At 68.0% G+C, this 15,311-nt stretch carries 19 protein-coding genes; 10 read left to right on the top strand and 9 right to left on the bottom strand.

Annotated features, from left to right (window positions below; translation table 11 throughout):
• Positions 1–39 precede the first annotated feature (39 nt).
• Positions 40–315: a hypothetical protein gene (locus BW981_RS05985; protein ID WP_076437232.1), complete on the bottom strand. Its 276-nt coding sequence runs from the start codon at positions 313–315 to the stop codon at positions 40–42.
• A gap of 140 nt (positions 316–455) precedes the next feature.
• On the opposite strand from BW981_RS05985, the gene BW981_RS05980 reads away from it, so the two are divergent.
• Genes BW981_RS05980 through BW981_RS05970 form a run of 3 tightly spaced genes read left to right on the top strand, consistent with a single transcriptional unit; the run spans position 456 to position 2,365 of the window.
• Positions 456–1,319: an AraC family transcriptional regulator gene (locus tag BW981_RS05980; protein ID WP_076437229.1), complete on the top strand. Its 864-nt coding sequence runs from the start codon at positions 456–458 to the stop codon at positions 1,317–1,319.
• Between the two features lie 27 nt (positions 1,320–1,346).
• Positions 1,347–2,069: an AzlC family ABC transporter permease gene (locus BW981_RS05975; protein ID WP_076437228.1), complete on the top strand. Its 723-nt coding sequence runs from the start codon at positions 1,347–1,349 to the stop codon at positions 2,067–2,069.
• Positions 2,066–2,365: an AzlD family protein gene (locus BW981_RS05970; RefSeq protein WP_076437226.1), complete on the top strand. Its 300-nt coding sequence runs from the start codon at positions 2,066–2,068 to the stop codon at positions 2,363–2,365. Before BW981_RS05975 ends, BW981_RS05970 begins: the two co-directional genes overlap by 4 nt.
• A gap of 113 nt (positions 2,366–2,478) precedes the next feature.
• On the opposite strand, the gene BW981_RS05965 is transcribed toward BW981_RS05970, so the two are convergent.
• On the bottom strand, positions 2,479–4,314 hold the full coding sequence (locus BW981_RS05965) for an aminopeptidase P family protein (protein ID WP_076437225.1): 1,836 nt from the start codon (positions 4,312–4,314) through the stop codon (positions 2,479–2,481).
• Between the two features lie 297 nt (positions 4,315–4,611).
• Between BW981_RS05965 and BW981_RS05960 the strand changes: the two genes are divergently transcribed.
• Both BW981_RS05960 and BW981_RS23590 read left to right on the top strand, forming a co-directional pair.
• Entirely contained in the window at positions 4,612–4,857 is a 246-nt protein-coding gene (locus tag BW981_RS05960) for a hypothetical protein (RefSeq protein ID WP_076437223.1), read from the top strand.
• A 50-nt stretch (positions 4,858–4,907) separates the two neighbouring features.
• Complete coding sequence (locus BW981_RS23590) at positions 4,908–5,036, top strand: hypothetical protein (protein ID WP_280174180.1); 129 nt, start codon at positions 4,908–4,910, stop codon at positions 5,034–5,036.
• A 35-nt stretch (positions 5,037–5,071) separates the two neighbouring features.
• On the opposite strand, the gene BW981_RS05950 is transcribed toward BW981_RS23590, so the two are convergent.
• Positions 5,072–6,019 carry a 50S ribosomal protein L11 methyltransferase gene (locus BW981_RS05950; RefSeq protein WP_076437220.1) on the bottom strand — a complete coding sequence of 316 codons (948 nt, stop codon included), beginning with the start codon at positions 6,017–6,019 and terminating at the stop codon, positions 5,072–5,074.
• Positions 6,020–6,104: 85 nt separating this feature from the next.
• Here BW981_RS05950 and BW981_RS05945 point away from each other — a divergent pair, with 85 nt between their 5' ends.
• A complete protein-coding gene (locus BW981_RS05945) occupies positions 6,105–6,497 on the top strand; it encodes a VOC family protein (RefSeq protein WP_076437218.1) in 393 nt (130 codons plus the stop codon).
• A 10-nt stretch (positions 6,498–6,507) separates the two neighbouring features.
• Here the strand turns inward: BW981_RS05945 and BW981_RS05940 are convergent, their stop codons facing one another.
• Positions 6,508–7,263 carry an SDR family oxidoreductase gene (locus BW981_RS05940; protein WP_076437217.1) on the bottom strand — a complete coding sequence of 252 codons (756 nt, stop codon included), beginning with the start codon at positions 7,261–7,263 and terminating at the stop codon, positions 6,508–6,510.
• A gap of 139 nt (positions 7,264–7,402) precedes the next feature.
• Between BW981_RS05940 and BW981_RS05935 the strand changes: the two genes are divergently transcribed.
• Both BW981_RS05935 and BW981_RS05930 read left to right on the top strand, forming a co-directional pair.
• On the top strand, positions 7,403–7,783 hold the full coding sequence (locus tag BW981_RS05935) for a winged helix-turn-helix transcriptional regulator (protein WP_076437757.1): 381 nt from the start codon (positions 7,403–7,405) through the stop codon (positions 7,781–7,783).
• 42 nt (positions 7,784–7,825) lie between these two features.
• Positions 7,826–8,611: a GGDEF domain-containing protein gene (locus BW981_RS05930; RefSeq protein ID WP_076437215.1), complete on the top strand. Its 786-nt coding sequence runs from the start codon at positions 7,826–7,828 to the stop codon at positions 8,609–8,611.
• Positions 8,612–8,701: 90 nt separating this feature from the next.
• Here BW981_RS05930 and BW981_RS05925 read toward each other — a convergent pair whose 3' ends face one another.
• The 4 genes from BW981_RS05925 to msrB all read right to left on the bottom strand — a co-directional run bounded on the left by BW981_RS05925 (position 8,702) and on the right by msrB (position 12,333).
• The gene (locus BW981_RS05925) at positions 8,702–8,998 is read right to left on the bottom strand and encodes a type II toxin-antitoxin system HicB family antitoxin (RefSeq protein WP_076437213.1); all 297 of its coding nucleotides are present in this window, start codon (positions 8,996–8,998) and stop codon (positions 8,702–8,704) included.
• Between the two features lie 12 nt (positions 8,999–9,010).
• Positions 9,011–9,232, bottom strand: a complete 222-nt coding sequence (locus BW981_RS05920) for a type II toxin-antitoxin system HicA family toxin (protein ID WP_348521401.1) — start codon at positions 9,230–9,232, stop codon at positions 9,011–9,013.
• Positions 9,233–9,372: 140 nt separating this feature from the next.
• Complete coding sequence (locus tag BW981_RS05915) at positions 9,373–11,739, bottom strand: ATP-dependent helicase (RefSeq protein WP_076437754.1); 2,367 nt, start codon at positions 11,737–11,739, stop codon at positions 9,373–9,375.
• A 168-nt stretch (positions 11,740–11,907) separates the two neighbouring features.
• Positions 11,908–12,333: a peptide-methionine (R)-S-oxide reductase MsrB gene (msrB, locus tag BW981_RS05910; protein WP_076437752.1), complete on the bottom strand. Its 426-nt coding sequence runs from the start codon at positions 12,331–12,333 to the stop codon at positions 11,908–11,910.
• Between the two features lie 229 nt (positions 12,334–12,562).
• Here msrB and BW981_RS05905 point away from each other — a divergent pair, with 229 nt between their 5' ends.
• Entirely contained in the window at positions 12,563–13,816 is a 1,254-nt protein-coding gene (locus BW981_RS05905; RefSeq protein ID WP_083712199.1) for a BtaA family protein, read from the top strand.
• Positions 13,813–14,499, top strand: a complete 687-nt coding sequence (locus tag BW981_RS05900) for a class I SAM-dependent methyltransferase (protein ID WP_348521398.1) — start codon at positions 13,813–13,815, stop codon at positions 14,497–14,499. The genes BW981_RS05905 and BW981_RS05900 overlap by 4 nt, the downstream gene beginning before the upstream one ends.
• Positions 14,500–14,577: 78 nt before the next feature.
• Here the strand turns inward: BW981_RS05900 and BW981_RS05895 are convergent, their stop codons facing one another.
• Positions 14,578–15,144, bottom strand: coding sequence for a thioesterase family protein (locus tag BW981_RS05895; RefSeq protein ID WP_076437211.1), 567 nt, complete (start codon positions 15,142–15,144; stop codon positions 14,578–14,580).
• Positions 15,145–15,311: the final 167 nt, after the last annotated feature.

Genomic DNA, 15,311 nt, shown 5'->3' with positions numbered 1-15,311 from the left:
CGGCACAACCGGCGGCTTTTGGTCCTGTTTCAGGCGCGATCAGCGGTGATGGCGGTGCCGCTTCATGTGGTGGCGGCGGTGCCCGGCGCCGACCGAGGTCTTCTGCGGCACGCCGAGCACGCCCTTGACGCCACCGGTCACGCCGCCCACCGCGCCGCCGACGACACCACCGACCGCCCCGCCCACAGGACCGGCCGCCTCGTTGCCGACGCGGGCGCCGGTGGCCGCGCCACGCGGAATGCCCTGGGCGCTGGCGGCAACGGGCAGGGCGAGCAGGGCCGCGGTGAAGAACAAGGCGATCGGACGCAGGGTCATGAGGAATCTCTCGAAAAAGGCGCCGTCGGGCGGCGCTCCTTGAGGCAACGGCCCGCTGTGCCGCGTTGTTCCGTAGGGGCGATCGCCAGCATCACTTTTCTTCAAGACAGGGTGGCGGGCATCTGCGCTAACCTTGGTCCATGCAGTCGATCACGCAGGAAGAGGCCTTGCTGGAAACCCCGCTTCGGGCGGGCGAGAGCGCGCATCTCTTCGCGGCGCGTCGCTTCGGCGGGCTGGAATTCCTGGCCGCGACGTTCCGCACCCATGCCTATGCGCCGCATGCCCACGACACCTATGCGATCGGGACGATCGAGATGGGATGCGAGATCTGGCATGCGCGCGGGCAGACGCTTCATGCCGGCCCGGGCGACATCGTGATGAACCATCCGCTCGATGTGCATGACGGCGCGCCGAGCGAGGGTGGCTACCGCTATCGGATGAGCTACCCCACCGTCGAGCTGATGAGCGAGATCGCCGCCTCGCTGAGCGGGCGGCCGGCCACCGGCACGCCGTTCTTCCGCGAGCCCGTTGTGCAGGATGCCGAAGGAGCCGCGCTGTTCGGAGCAGCCCATCGGCTGCTGGAGGAAGGCGCCGATGCGCTCGCCGGCGAAGAGGCGCTGATCCGCGCCTACGCCCATATGCTGGCACGGCACGCCGATCTGACCCGGCGCGAGGTCGGCCGGGAAGAGGGGCCTGTCGCGCGAGTGAAGCGGCTGATCGAGGCGCGTCATGACGAGGATCTGTCGCTGGCGGATCTGGCGCAGCTCGCCGGCCTGCCGCGCCATCACCTGATCCGCGCCTTCCGGCGCGAGACCGGGCTGACTCCGCATGCCTATCTGGTCGATGTCCGGGTTCGGCGGGCGCGGGAGCGGCTGCGGCGCGGGGAGATGCCGGGCGAGGTCGCGGCCGCCACCGGCTTCTGCGACCAGCCGCATCTGACGCGGGCCTTCAAGGCGCGGCTGGGCGTGACGCCCGGCGCCTTCCGCGCGGCGCATGCCGGCTGAGCCGGCCTTTCGAGAGAGATTTTCGTCATGTCCAGCATGCGCGACGATATCCGGCGCGGCCTGAGCGATATCTGGCCGGCTGCCGTGGCGGCGGCGCCGATCGGCCTGCTGTTCGGGGCTGTGGCGGCGAGCAAGGGGCTCTCGCCGCTAGAGGTCTTCCTGATGAGCGCGATGGTCTTCGCGGGCGGAGCGCAGTTCGCCGCGATCGAGCTCTGGGCGAACCCGGCACCCATCGCGGCGCTGGTGTTCTCGACGCTGTTGATCAATGCGCGCCATGTGCTGATGGGCGCCTCGCTGGCGCCCAAGCTCCAGGGGTTCGGCCGCTGGCAGAAGCTGCTCGGGCTTTATTACATGGCCGATGAGAACTGGGCGCTGGCCGAGAAGCGGGCGCGCACGCACCGGCTGACGCCGGCTTACTGGTTCGCAATGGTCATCCCCTTCGTGCTGGGCTGGCTGATCAATTCGACGCTGGGCGCCGCGATCGGTGCCGTGCTGGGCGACCCGAAGCGGCTCGGTGCGGATTTCGCCTTCACGGCGTTGTTCATCGCGCTCGTCGCAGCCTTCTGGAAAGGACGCGTGACCTTCTGGACGGTCGCGGCGGCGGGCCTGGCCTCGGCGGTGACCTATCGGCTGGCGGGCCCGCCCTGGCATGTCGCGGCCGGTGCCGTCGCCGGGCTGGCGGCGGCCTGGATCGCTGCGGATGACGCCCCGCAGACCCGACCGATCGTGATCGACGAGGCCGGGCCATGAGCCTCGATCCGATCAACCTTCTCGCCTTCCTCGGCATGGCTATCGTCACTTATGCGACGCGCGTCGCCGGGCTGGCCCTGGCGGGACGGCTCAGCCTGTCGCCCCGAGCGCAGGCGGCGTTCGACGCCATCCCGCCGGCCGTGCTCGTGGCGGTGATCGCGCCGAGCGCGCTCGCGACGGGCTGGCCCGAAACGGCGGCGGCCGCCATCGCCGCGCTGGCGGCGACGCGCTTGCCTTTGCTGGGGGTGGTCGCGGTCGGCGTCGCTGCCGTGGTCGCGTTCAGGGCGGCCGGATGATTTGCGTCCTCCTCCCCGTCGGGAGGAGGTGCTTGCCTATGGCTGAGCCCTTTTTAGTCATTGCGAGGAGCGCAGGGATTCGCTGCGCTCGCAAAGACGCATAGGGTCCCGCGCTACAATGGTTGGCAGGCTGTCTCCAGCCAGGCCCTGGCATCGCCCTCGACCTGCGGCCCGATCTTCTCCAGAACGCTGGCGTGATAGGCGTCGATCCAGGCGATCTCGCCTGGGTCGAGCAGGCTCTTCTCGATCAATGCGCGCTCATAGGGACACCAGGTGATGGTCTCGAAGCCGTAGATCACGCGCTCGGCGCCGGGAATGGCCCGCTCCTCGACCACGATCAGGTTCTCGATGCGGATACCGTAATGGCCCTGCTTGTAGTAGCCCGGCTCGTTGGAGAGGATCATGCCGGGCTCCAGCGGCGTGGTGCCGAGCTTCGACAGCCGCTGCGGCCCCTCATGCACCGAGAGATAGCTGCCGACGCCATGGCCAGTGCCGTGGTCGAAATCGAAGCCGCCCTGCCAGAGCGGAAGCCGGGCGAAGGCATCCAGCTGCGCGCCGGAGGTGCCCTTGGCGAAGACCAGTCGCGAGATCGCGACATGGCCCTTCAGCACGCGGGTGTAGCGGTCGCGCATCTCCTCCGTCGGTTCGCCGATGACGATGGTGCGGGTGATGTCGGTCGTGCCGTCCTCGTATTGCGCGCCGGAATCGACCAGGAAGATGCCCGGCTCGAGACGCCGGTTGCTGCTTTCCGTGACGCGGTAATGGGGCAGGGCGGCGTTGGGACCGGCGCCGGCGATGGTGGTGAAGGAGACGTCCTTGAGCAGGCCCGTGCGGAGCCGCTCCTGCTCGAGGGCCGCGACCGCGTCGATCTCCGTCAGGCCGCCCTTCGGGGCCTCCCGGGCCAGCCATGACAGATAGTTCGTCATCGCCGCGCCGTCGCGCAGATGGGCGGCGCGGGTGCCGGCGAGTTCGGCGGCGTTCTTGCGGGCCTTCATCAGCGCGATCGGATCGGCGCCGGCATCAGGCGTGCCGCCCGCGTCGCGGATGAGGGTGGCGAGTGCCGAGGCACCCGTCGCAGCGTCCAGGCGGACCTTGGCCTTGGCGGCGCCGAGGCGCTTCAGTTCCTGTCCGAGGGCGGCCGGCGCCGCGATCTCGCCGACGGCGCCGATCGCGTCCCCCGCCTCGTTGGTGATCTTCTCGGAGGCGAGGAAGACGGTGGGCCTGCCTTCGCGCGGGACAATGGCATAGCCGAGCGGCAACGGGGTGTGCTCGACATCGCCGCCGCGGACATTGAAGAGCCAGGCGAGGGCGTGCGGATCGGAGACGACCAGCGCATCGACCTTCGCCTCCGCGAGCGCGTCGCGGACGCGGCCGAGCTTGGCGGCTGTGTCCTCGCCAGCGTAATCGGCGCGGTGGGCCTTGACCGGCGCCGCGGGCGGGGCAGGGCGATCCGTCCAGAGCGCATCGATCGGGTTCGGCGCGAGCGGCACGGCCTTGCCCCCCGCCGCGGCGGCCGCCTTTTCCAGCCTGGCGACACCATCGACCGTGTGCAGCCAGGGATCGTAGCCGAGCTCGCCGCCAGCCGGCAGGTTCTGCTCGATCCAGCGTTCCAGCGGCGTCTCCTCCATCCGCACGGGCGTAACGACGGAGGTGTCGGTCTGCGCCGCCGACTGAATGGTGTAGCGCCCGTCCACGATCAGTGCCGCCTTGTCGGCCAGGACCACGGCATGGCCTGCGGAGCCGGTGAAACCGGTCAGCCAGGCCAGGCGCGCCATATGAGCGGGCACATATTCACCCTGGTGCTCGTCGGCGCGCGGCACGACGAAGCCGGCGAGGCCCTGCGCCGCCAGCGCCTTGCGCAAGGCGGCGACGCGGCCGGCGACATGCGCCGGGTCGCTCGGCTCGGAAAAGGACTGGAAGCGGCAGGTCGGCAGGGTCGAATCGGTCATGGTCTCGTCCAGGGCAGAGTGCGCGCATCTTCATGCGGGCGGGCTCGCCACGCCAGCCAAAAGCGCTGTCACCGTCCTGCTCGTACGAGTGGCGCGGCCTGCCGCCATTCAAGGCAGTCGCCGCTTAGCTATGCAAATGAAGACATTCCTTAACGTAGATCAAACTTCGACATGCGTGCAGCGCATATTTCGCATCTGCGAAGTCTCCTTCTCGCAAGTGCAGCATGATCCTACTTTAGGAGCATAAGAGAACGAGGAAGCGACCGGGACTGTCCTTCGTTTTTCGGGAGATGGCCCATGACCTACGTACTGAACAATGCCGACATCCTGCCGGTGCCGGTGATCGCCGCGACGACGCGGGCGGAGCGCCAGGCCCCAGGACTGCTGAAGCGCTTCTATGCCGCAATGATCGAGAGCCGTCGCATCAGCGCCGAGCGCGAGCTGCGCGCCCGCAACCTGACGATCAACGAGACCGGCATCGTGCTGGGCGGCCTTCCCTACGCGACACTGTCGAGCGGCGAGCCGCTTCCCTTCAACCGCTGATGATCCGCCGCCAGGCGCTTTGCGCCGGGCCTTCGAAAGGACCTAAGATCATGATCGCTCTCATCAAGCACATCGCCGAGCAGATCGTCGATGCCGCCAAGTTCACCGTCGCCGTCTGGCACGACGCCCGCAGCCTGCAGGCGGAAACCGAGGCGAAGTACGGCCCGCTGGGCTTCTGAGAAACGATCCCGCGCCGGTCATACGGCGCCGGGGATCAGGCAGGGCGACGCGGCCTCGGGGCTGCGCCGCCTTTTTTCATGACCAGCGTGGCCCAGCCGTCCCGCAGCGAATGGCTCGCCAGGGAAATCCCCTGGTGCCGGTAGACGGAAACGATGCCGGGCACATCCATCGCGAGCAGGCCCGACAGGATCAGCGTGCCGTCATGGGCCAGGATCCGGGCCAGCGAGGGGGCAAGGCGCCTCAGCGGGCCCGCCAGAATGTTGGCGAAGACGAGGTCGAAGTGGCCGGGCCGCGCCGCCTTGGCGTGGCGCACGCCGGGCGCGACGTAAAGGTCGAGCGCCTGTGGCGCATGGTTCAGCCGGGCATTGTGGGCCGAGACCTCCACCGCGACGGCATCGATATCGCCGGCGACGACCTTGCGCCGGATCTGCTTCGCCAGCGCCAGCGCCAGGATGCCCGTGCCGGTGCCGACATCGAGTCCGCGGCGCGGGCGGCGCTTCTTCAGCTCGGCATCGAGCGCCAGCAGGCAGCCCGAGGTGGTGCCGTGATGGCCGGTGCCGAAGGCGAGCGCAGCCTCGATCTCGATGGCGACGTCATTGATCCGCACCGCCTCGCGGTCATGGGCGCCGTGGACGAGGACGCGCCCGGCGCGCACGGGCTTCAGCCCGTCGAGGCTGTTGGCCACCCAATCCTTGGTGTTGACGGTGGCGAAGGGCGTCTCATCGACCAGATCACCGACGATCGGCCGCAGCAGATCCCGCACCGCCTCTTCATCCGGCGGATTGGCGAAGTAGATCTCGACCTTCCACGGCGTGTTCATCGAGAGCGTGGTCACGCCTTGCTCGACCTCGAAGGCGGAAATCGCGGTCTCGGTCGGGTCGAACACCTCGCCGAGCAGCTCGGTCAGGGCCCGGGCCTTCTCGCCCGAGATGGAGAGTTCGAGGACGGTCGCGACCGTCGCTGGCAGGAGGCCTTCGCGCATGGGCTGCGCTTAACAGGGCGCGACGAGGTTGTCATGCGTCTGCGCCCCATTAAGCTTCACCGGCGGGGGAAGCGGGGAGGGGCCGGTGTATTCGCATGTCTGTCTCGGCACGAACGATTTCGAGCGCAGCTTCTCGTTCTACGAGGCGCTTTGCACGGCGCTGGGACTGAAGCTGCGCTTCAAGGATCAGGATGGCGGTGGCGCAGCCTGGCAGCCGGCGGATGACGACCGGCCGCTGCTGTTCCTGACAAAGCCTTTCGACGGGGCGCCGGCCATGCCGGGCAATGGGCAGATGGTCGCCTTTCTCGCGGAGAGCCGGGCGGCCGTCGATCGCGCTCACGCGGTGGCTCTTGCCGCGGGCGGACATTGCGAGGGTCCGCCCGGGCTGAGGCCGCATTATCATCCGAACTACTACGGCGCTTATGTCAGGGACCCCGACGGCAACAAGCTCTGCGTCTGCTGCCATCGGGCCGAGTAGCGGGCCGCGATCAGAAGTGCCGGGCGTTCAGCCCGGCGAAGACCTGCGCGAAGGTACCGTCAGCCTCGGCGAAGCGCAGGGGCTTGCACCGCTCGACGATGACCTCCGTCGCGTCGGCCTGCGTCTCCAGGATCGTCATCACCTCGTCGATGAAGTCGGCCAGCGGCATGGCGTCGGGATCGGTCGCCTGATGCGGCCCGAGCAGCTCGGTCTGGACATAGGGCGGCGCGATCTCGATGACCTCGACCGCAGTGTCCTTGAGCTGCTGGCGCAGCCCCATCGACCAGGAATGGATCGCGGCCTTGGTGGCGGAGTAGGTCGGCGTCGCCGCCAGCGGAACGAAGGCCAGGCCCGAGGACACGGTCAGGACGGTCGCGCGGGGCTGCTTCAGCAGATGCGGCAGCAGCGCGGTGGTCAGCCGGATCGGCCCCAGCAGGTTGGTCGCGATCGTCTCCTCGGCGACGGCGAGGTTGTCGCCGGCCGGGACGTTCTCCGGCTTCATGATTCCCGCATTGTTGAGGACGGCATTCAGCTTCGGGAACCGTGCGACGAGCGTTTCGGCAAAGGCTGTGATGCCGGCCTCGTCCTGGATGTCGAGCGTGACCGAGTGCATGCCCGGATTGGCTGCTGTGACCTCGTCCAGCGGGGCCTGGCGCCGGCCTGCGATGACGACGGTGTTGCCCCTGGCGTGCAGCGCTTCGGCCAGCGCCCGGCCGATGCCGGAGCCGCCGCCGGTGATGAGGATGGTGTTGCCGGTGATGTTCATTGCAAAGGCCCTCTCGTGGTTGCGGGAAGGCAGGTGGCGCCTTTACTCTTCACAAGGAAGAAGGCGCGCGAAAGTGCCATACGCACGAAAAGGAAACTATGCGATGCGGGCGGTTCGGAACGCGGTCGAAGCCGTGCACATGAGCTATGCGGCCATGCCGGAGGTCAGCCCGGCCGTCGAGTCTCTGGTGCGGCAGGTGATTGCACAGGTGGCGGACAAATGGACGATGCTGGTGCTGGAGGTGCTGGAGGAGCACGGCACGCTGCGTTTCAGCCAGGTAGGCCGCCTCGTCGAGGGCATCAGCCAGAAGATGCTGACCAACACGCTGCGGGAGATGGAGCGCGACGGTCTCGTCACCCGCACGGTCCACCCGGTCATACCGCCGCATGTCGACTACACGCTGACCGAGCTCGGCCGCGAGCTCAGCGCCGCCTTCTGCGGCGTCTGGCTCTGGGCCGAGACCTATCACGGGCAGGTGATGGCGGCGCGGGCGGCGTTCCGGGAGCGGGAGAGGGCTTGAGCCCGCAAACCTCATCTTCAACTTTATCTGCAAGACAGCGCCATGCGCTCATGGTGGACCATCCTGCCGAAAGCCTCGCTCGCGGCAGCCCTCTCGGTGGCAGCGTCGCTGGCGCTTGCGGCGACCGTCGTGCCGGCGCTGGGCGGCGTCGTGGACGGCAACGCCTGGCTCATGTGCGTGATCTGCCCGGTCGCGATCGCCTTTCCGGCCAGCGCCTGGCAGTTTCGCCAGGCCGAGCGGCTGCGCGCCGCTCATTCGGTCATCGCCAGCCTGCATGCCGAGCTGGCAGCCTCTCACGATGCGCTGCAGGCGGCGCATGACGACCTCGCTGAACGGGCCCGGCGAGACGGGCTTACCGGTCTGCTGAATCGCGATGGTTTCTTCGCCGCTTTCACCAAATTGGTGCCCGGCAAGGGCGCGGGGGTGCTGCTGATCGTCGATGCCGATCATTTCAAGGCGATCAATGACCGCTTCGGGCATCCGGCCGGCGATGCAGCCCTGCGCGCCATCGCCGAGGTGATCCGCGAGGTCACGGGCGATACCGCCCTCGCCGGGCGCATCGGCGGCGAGGAGTTCGCGATCTTTCTGGAGGGACTCGATCTCGCTCGTGCCGCATCTCTGGCCGAGGCCATCCGGCTGCGAGTCGCCAAGCTCGACCTGATCTCGGAGCAGGGAGACCCCTTGCCGCTGTCAGTGAGCGTCGGCGGAGCGTGTCACGACGGGACCGGCACCGCCGCATCCCTCATGAGCGAAGCCGATCGCCAGCTCTACCGGGCCAAGCATCAGGGGCGCGACCGTGTCGCGTTCGGTGAACCGGCGGCGGCGTAAGGTGGCGATACTCCGCAGCGCTGCGGAAGGCGGTCTTACGTCCCGGGATGCGGAGCATCCGCGATCTGTCCGATGTGCGCTGAAGGCTCTTTATTCGGCGGCCAGACGGGGCCGTGACGGCTCGAAAGGAACAGCCAGCAGGATGGCATCCCGAGAGTCGTCGATGAACGCCGGGTCCCGCCGCAATTCATCGATGCTGCGGGGAGCGGGAAATTCCGAATCCGTATCTTCGAGCCAGCTTTCGGCCGCGAATTCCAACACTTCGCGGGCTTGATCGAAAGCCTCCTCGAGCGTGTCGCCAGCCGTGAAGACACCCCTCACGTCGGGAAACTGGACTCCATAGCAGGACGTCTCGTCCTTATGGACGATGGCAATGTAGTGTCGCATCGCGACCTTCGCTCAATCCCGTTTCCAGCCAGCGTCCCTGTATATCCCATGGACCGTGCCGATGGGAATGTCCCGCTTCGGATGAGGCACGACCGTCATGCGCTTCGTCGCTTCATGCACGAATTTATGATGCGAACCGCGCACGCTCTTGAGAACGAAGCCGTCGCGCTTCAAGCGGCGAATGATGTGGGCGCTGTTGGTGAGTATCGGTGCCTCAATTCCCTGGAGAAGCACCTCGTAACCTACAGGCAACACAGCAAATCGTCGCTAAAGCCGAGGTATTGGTCCACAGAAATCAACTTAAATGATTGATATTATTGCTAAAAACCCCCTCTTACGCAGGGTAGTGAGAGGGGTTGACGAAGCAGTCGCACTTACCCCGCCTTCTGCACGAAACTGTCCAGAACCATCTTCCGGCCGGCCTTGTCGAAATCCACCGTCAGCTTGTTGCCGTCGACGCTGGCGACGGAGCCGGGGCCGAACTTGACGTGGAAGACGCGGGCGCCGGTGTCGTAGGCGGATTCGCCGGTCGATTTCGCCGTCAGCTCGCCCTCGATCAGGAGGGCGCCGCGCTGGCGCTGGCCGGTTCCAAAGTTGCCCTGGCCGAAGCCGCCGCCCGAGCCGAAGCCGCGCCCGCTTTCGGAGAAGCCGCTGCTGCCGCCGCTCTTCGCGCGGTTCTCCTGGGCGCGCTGCCAGCCCGGCGTGTTGTATCTGGAGCCGAAGCTTTCCATGCGCTCGAAGCGCGAGGCGCCGTAGCCGCCCTGGCCATAGGCGGTGGGCGCCTGCTCGACCTCGACATGCTCCTCGGGCAGTTCGTCGATGAAGCGGGAGGGCAGGCTGGTCTGCCAGAGGCCGTGAATGCGGCGGTTCGAGGCGAAATAGAGCTTCAGCTTCTTGCGCGCGCGGGTCAGCCCGACATGGGCGAGGCGGCGCTCTTCCTCCAGCCCGGCGCGGCCGTTCTCGTCGAGCGCGCGCTGGTTGGGGAACAGGCCTTCCTCCCAGCCGGGCAGGAAGACCGTGTCGAACTCCAGCCCCTTGGCGGCGTGCAGGGTCATGATCGAGACGCGGCGCTCGGCATCGCCGTCGGCGACGTCCATCACCAGCGAGACGTGTTCGAGGAAGGCGGGCAGATCCGGGAATTCGTCGAGGGAGCGCACCAGCTCCTTCAGGTTTTCCAGCCGCCCGGCGGCGTCGGCCGAGCGGTCCTTCTTCCACATCTCTGTGTAGCCGGATTCCTCCAGCACCAGCTCGGCGAGCTCGCCCTGCGGCATGTGCTCGGCGCGGGCGGACCAGCGGCCGAAGGCGTCGACCAGCTCGCGCAGGGAGGTCCGCGCCTTGGGCTTCAGCTCGTCGCTTTCCACGGCGGCGCGGGCCGACTGCATCAGCGAGAAGCCGGTGGCGCGGGCGTGGTTGTGCAGGAGCTGGGTCGTCGCATCGCCGAGCCCGCGCTTGGGGACGTTGACGATGCGCTCGAAGGCAAGGTCGTCGGTGGGCGAAACCACGCAGCGCAGATAGGCCAGCGCGTCGCGGATCTCGGCTCGCTCGTAGAAGCGCGGGCCGCCGATGACGCGATAGGGCACGCCGGCCTGGACGAAGCGCTCCTCGATCTCGCGCATCTGTGCCGAGATGCGGACCAGCACAGCGACCTCGCCGAGGTCGTGCCCCTTCGACTGCATCGCCTCGATCTCGTCGGAGAGCAGGCGTGCCTCTTCCTGACTGTCCCAGGCGCCGGTGATCGTGACCTTCTCGCCGGCCTCGCCCTCGGTGCGCAGCGTCTTGCCGAGCCGGCCTTCGTTGCGCGCGATCAGCTTGGAGGCGGCGGCGAGGATGTGGCCGGTCGAGCGGTAGTTGCGCTCCAGCCGGATCACGGTCGCGCCCGGAAAATCGTGCTCGAAGCGCAGGATGTTATCGACCTCGGCGCCGCGCCAGCCATAGATCGACTGGTCGTCGTCGCCGACGCAGCAGATGTTGCGGCGGCCCTGCGCCAACAGCCGCAGCCAGAGATACTGGGCGGTGTTGGTGTCCTGGTACTCGTCGACGAGGATGTAGCGGAAGCGCTCGTGATAGGTCTGGAGCACGTCCGGATGCTCGCGAAAGAGCGTCAGGCAGTGCAGCAGCAGATCGCCGAAATCGACCGCGTTGAGCGCCTTGAGCCGCTCCTGGTAAGCGGCGTAGAGCTTGCCGCCCTTGCCGCCGCCGAAGACGGCGGCCTCGCCCGGCGGCACGTCCTTGGGGGCCAGCCCCCGATTCTTCCACGAGTCGATGAAACCCGCCAGCATGCGGCCGGGCCAGCGCTTCTCGTCCAGCCCCTCGGCCTGGATCACCTGCTTCATCAGGCGGATCTGGTCGTCGGTGTCGAGGATGGTGAAGTCGCTGCGCAGGTCGAGCAGCTCGGCGTGGCGGCGCAGCAGCTTGGCCGAGATCGAGTGGAAGGTGCCGAGCCAGGGCATGCCTTCGGCGACCGAGCCGACGAGATGCGCGACGCGCTCCTTCATCTCGCGCGCAGCCTTGTTGGTGAAGGTCACGGCGAGGATCTGCGAGGGGTAGGCGCGGCTGGTCGAGATCAGGTGGCCGATGCGGGTGGTGAGCACGCGGGTCTTGCCCGTGCCGGCGCCCGCCAGCACCAGAACCGGGCCGTCCGTCGCCTCGACCGCCTGGCGCTGCTCCGGGTTCAGCCCGTTGAGATAACCGGCGGCAGGCTGCGCCGCGGCGCGGGCGGCGAGGCCGCCGGGGCGGGGCATCGGAGCCGAGGTGGTTTCATAATCGGACAAGGGGCGAAGCTGCTCGTGCGTGATTCGTTCTCACGGCAATATAGGTCGTCGCGGGCGCGATTGCGCCCCGCCCGCGAATTTTCCATGGGATGAAGCAGGCCGCGGCCCCGGCACTCAGCAGGAAGCCGGAGCCGCCTTTCAGCCCTGTTCGGGCTCGAAGACCATCGCTTCGCCATTGATGCAGTAGCGCAGGCCGCTTGGGGGCGGGCCGTCCGGGAAGACATGGCCGAGATGGCCGCCGCAATTGGAGCAATGCACCTCGGTGCGGTGCATGCCGAAGCTGAAATCCTCGGTTGTTCCGACGGAGCCTTCCAGCGGCTGGTCGAAGCTCGGCCAGCCGGTGCCGCTCTCGAATTTCTTGCCCGACTTAAACAGCTTCTGGCCGCAGCCGGCGCAGGCGAAGGTGCCGGCGCGCTTCTCGTAGTTGAGGGCGCAGGAGCCGGCGCGCTCCGTGCCGTGGCCCCGCAGGATGCGGTACTGCTCCGGCGTCAGGCGGGCTCGCCACTCGGCGTCGGTCAGCTGGAAGGGGAAGGTCTCCTCGCGCTTCGTCTCGGCGCCGAACATGCTGGACAGGCCCATTGCGATCTCCTTTCGACGTCGCCGCACCCTGTGTGGCCGGCGCGAACGTTCCGTTGGCGCGAATATGGCGATTCAGGTCGCGGATTTCAGCCCCCGGTGCTGCCGCTCCGGTTCACGAAGGCGGGACCCCGCCCGCCGTCGCTCGATCCCGCGTCACCGGACCGTCACGCATATCCTCTAGGCGGCTCGCCACCTTCACGGGAGGAGGCCCAAAGTGGCGCAGACGGCACGGACGGTTCGGCGGACGACGACGCTCGGCTTGAGCACGGCGGTTCAGCGCAGCAAGCCCCTCTCCAAGGCGGGGCTGCTCGAATGGCTGTTTACCCGGGCCTTTTCGGGGCTGGTCTATCCGCAGATCTGGGAGGACCCGGTCGTCGACATGGACGCGCTGGCGCTGAAGGCCGACGACCATGTCGTCGCGATCGCCTCCGGCTCCTGCAATATCCTGTCCTATCTCACGGCGGCGCCGGTCCGCATCAGCGCGGTCGATCTCAACGGCGCGCATATCGCCCTCGGGCGGCTCAAGCTCGCGGCGCTGGCGCGCATGGGCAGCCATGACGACTTCCTGCGCTTTTTCGGTCGGGCGGACGATGCGTCGAACGTTGCTGTGTACGACCGCGAGATCGCGCCGCAGCTCGACGCCGTTTCGCGAAGCTATTGGGAGGGGCGCGGGCTGAACGGGCGGCGGCGGATCAGCCTGTTCGCCAAGGGCTTCTACCGCTACGGGCTTCTCGGCCGCTTCATCGGCACCGGGCATCTGCTGGCGCGGCTGCTGGGCGCGAACCCGAAGGCGATGCTGGCGGCGCGCGACCTTGCCGAGCAGCGTGCGCTTTACGAGAGGCATCTCGCGCCCGTGTTCGAACGCAAGCTGGTGCGCTGGCTGGTGCGCCAGCCGGCCTCGCTCTACGGGCTCGGCATCCCGCCGGCGCAATACGCGGCGCTGGCGGCCGATGGCGACGAGGGCATGCTCGGCGCGCTGCGGCTGCGGCTGGAGCGCCTCGCCTGCGATTTTCCGCTCGCGGACAACTATTTCGCCCAGCAGGCCTTCGGCCGGCGCTATGCGCAGGGGCCGGATGCGGCGCTGCCGCCCTATCTCCAGCCGCGGCATTTCGAGGCGGTGAAGGCGAGAGCCGGTGCGGTGGGCTATCGTCAGGGTTCCGTGACCACCTATCTGGAGGAGCAGCCCGCCAAGAGCTGCGACGCCTATGTCCTGCTCGACGCGCAGGACTGGATGAACGACGCCGAACTGACCGCGCTGTGGACCCAGATCACGCGCACCGCCAAGCCGGGCGCCCGGGTGATCTTCCGTACGGCCGCGGACGAGCGGCTCCTGCCCGGCCGCGTGCCGGCGGCGATCCTCGACCAGTGGCGCTATGAGGAGGCGCGCAGCCGCGCGCTCTGCCGCCAGGACCGCTCGGCGATCTATGGCGGCTTCCACCTTTATGTGCTGCCGGAGGCGGCCGCGTGAGCGCCGCCCCGGCCGCCGGCAGTGGCTCCGCCGCTGGCCTGATGGACCGCATCTACCGGCACCAGCGCCACATCTACGACGCCAGCCGGAAATTCTATCTGCTCGGGCGCGACGAGCTGATCGCCGGGCTGGAGCCGCAGCCGGGCGCGGCGATCCTCGAGATCGGCTGCGGCACGGGGCGCAACCTCATCGGCATCGCCCGGCGTTATCCGCAATGCGATTGCTTCGGCCTCGACGTGTCGAGCGCCATGCTCGACACCGCGCGAGGCGCGGTGAAGCGGGCCGGGCTCGATGGGCGCATCCGGCTCGCGCAGGCGGATGCCACCGATTTCGACCCGCAGGGCCTGTTCGGGCGGCCGGGCTTCGACCGCATCGTGATCTCCTACGCGCTCTCGATGATCCCGCCCTGGCAGGCGGTGGTGGCGCAGGCGATCGCGCGGCTTTCGCCGGGCGGCTCGCTCCACATCGTCGATTTCGGCGACCAGGCCGGGTTGCCGCCGGCTTTCAAGGCGGTCCTGCAGCGCTGGCTGGCACTGTTCCATGTCACGCCGCGGGAGGATCTGCCGCAGGTGGTGCGGCGGCTTGCGGGCGAGGCAGGCGCGACCTGCCGGGCCGAGGCGCCGTTTCGCGGCTATGCGGTGCAGGTCGTGGTGCGAAGGGCGGAGGCCCATGCCCGGCCTTGACTGGAATCTCTCCTGACGAGAGCCTGATCCGTGTCGGGATGGTGGGGTCAAGCCCGACAAGGACGGCTGTAACTGCCGCTAGTGCCGTGTCTCGCCGTCGTCGGCCTCAGCGAGCTCCCGCTCGTCGACCTCGATCGCGGACTTGCCCGGCATGCCGATGATGCGGCCGATGGTGGCGGGCAGGGACATGCGCGTGTGGGCGGCCTTCATCAAGGCCAGGTTGGCGAGGATGTCCGGCGGGAAGGGCGTGACCTTGCGGTGGACCATGTCGACATGCAGCGACAGGTTCTCGCTGGTGGCGGCGAGCCAGCCCTCATGGGCGTGGCGCATCTCCAGATAGTAGTGCAGCCGCTTGTCGTCGAAGGCGATGAGCTGGGCGGTCACCCGCACCGCGTCGCCCTCTGTCAGCTCACGCTTGTAGAGGATGTGGCATTCGGCGGTGAAGGTCGAGGCATGGCGAGTCTCGACATAGTCCCGGGACAGCCCGACCAGCGAGAACACCTCGTCGACCGCCCGGTCGAAGAGCACATGGTAGTAGGCCATGTTGAGATGGCCGTTATAGTCGATCCATTGCGGCTCGACCCGCATCACGGATGAGACGAAGGGCGCAAAGAAGAGCGCCGGGGCGCGTGTCTCGCTCGTCATGATCGCCTCCCTGTCACTCGCTCGGCTCAAGGGCGGGCCGCTGAAAATCCACTGCCCATTCCCGCATCCCTTGCTTTACTATGCACCAAATCGCTGCGCCGTCAGCCGTCCATTCCGCCTCGACGATACGATGGACAGGACCTGTGGCCGCAGCGTAACCCGAAGCG

It is taken from the genome of Allobosea sp. TND4EK4 (assembly GCF_900156025.1).
Lineage (GTDB): Bacteria > Pseudomonadota > Alphaproteobacteria > Rhizobiales > Beijerinckiaceae > Allobosea.
This window is presented reverse-complemented; position numbering and strand designations above follow the sequence as displayed.

Coding starts and splice junctions, on each gene's coding strand:
- BW981_RS05985 (WP_076437232.1), bottom strand. CDS start 315: ATGACCCTGCGTCCGATCGCCTTGTTCTTCACCGCGGCCCTGCTCGCC.
- BW981_RS05980 (WP_076437229.1), top strand. CDS start 456: ATGCAGTCGATCACGCAGGAAGAGGCCTTGCTGGAAACCCCGCTTCGG.
- BW981_RS05975 (WP_076437228.1), top strand. CDS start 1,347: ATGTCCAGCATGCGCGACGATATCCGGCGCGGCCTGAGCGATATCTGG.
- BW981_RS05970 (WP_076437226.1), top strand. CDS start 2,066: ATGAGCCTCGATCCGATCAACCTTCTCGCCTTCCTCGGCATGGCTATC.
- BW981_RS05965 (WP_076437225.1), bottom strand. CDS start 4,314: ATGACCGATTCGACCCTGCCGACCTGCCGCTTCCAGTCCTTTTCCGAG.
- BW981_RS05960 (WP_076437223.1), top strand. CDS start 4,612: ATGACCTACGTACTGAACAATGCCGACATCCTGCCGGTGCCGGTGATC.
- BW981_RS23590 (WP_280174180.1), top strand. CDS start 4,908: ATGATCGCTCTCATCAAGCACATCGCCGAGCAGATCGTCGATGCCGCC.
- BW981_RS05950 (WP_076437220.1), bottom strand. CDS start 6,019: ATGCGCGAAGGCCTCCTGCCAGCGACGGTCGCGACCGTCCTCGAACTC.
- BW981_RS05940 (WP_076437217.1), bottom strand. CDS start 7,263: ATGAACATCACCGGCAACACCATCCTCATCACCGGCGGCGGCTCCGGC.
- BW981_RS05935 (WP_076437757.1), top strand. CDS start 7,403: ATGAGCTATGCGGCCATGCCGGAGGTCAGCCCGGCCGTCGAGTCTCTG.
- BW981_RS05930 (WP_076437215.1), top strand. CDS start 7,826: ATGCGCTCATGGTGGACCATCCTGCCGAAAGCCTCGCTCGCGGCAGCC.
- BW981_RS05925 (WP_076437213.1), bottom strand. CDS start 8,998: ATGCGACACTACATTGCCATCGTCCATAAGGACGAGACGTCCTGCTAT.
- BW981_RS05915 (WP_076437754.1), bottom strand. CDS start 11,739: ATGCCCCGCCCCGGCGGCCTCGCCGCCCGCGCCGCGGCGCAGCCTGCC.
- msrB (WP_076437752.1), bottom strand. CDS start 12,333: ATGTTCGGCGCCGAGACGAAGCGCGAGGAGACCTTCCCCTTCCAGCTG.
- BW981_RS05895 (WP_076437211.1), bottom strand. CDS start 15,144: ATGACGAGCGAGACACGCGCCCCGGCGCTCTTCTTTGCGCCCTTCGTC.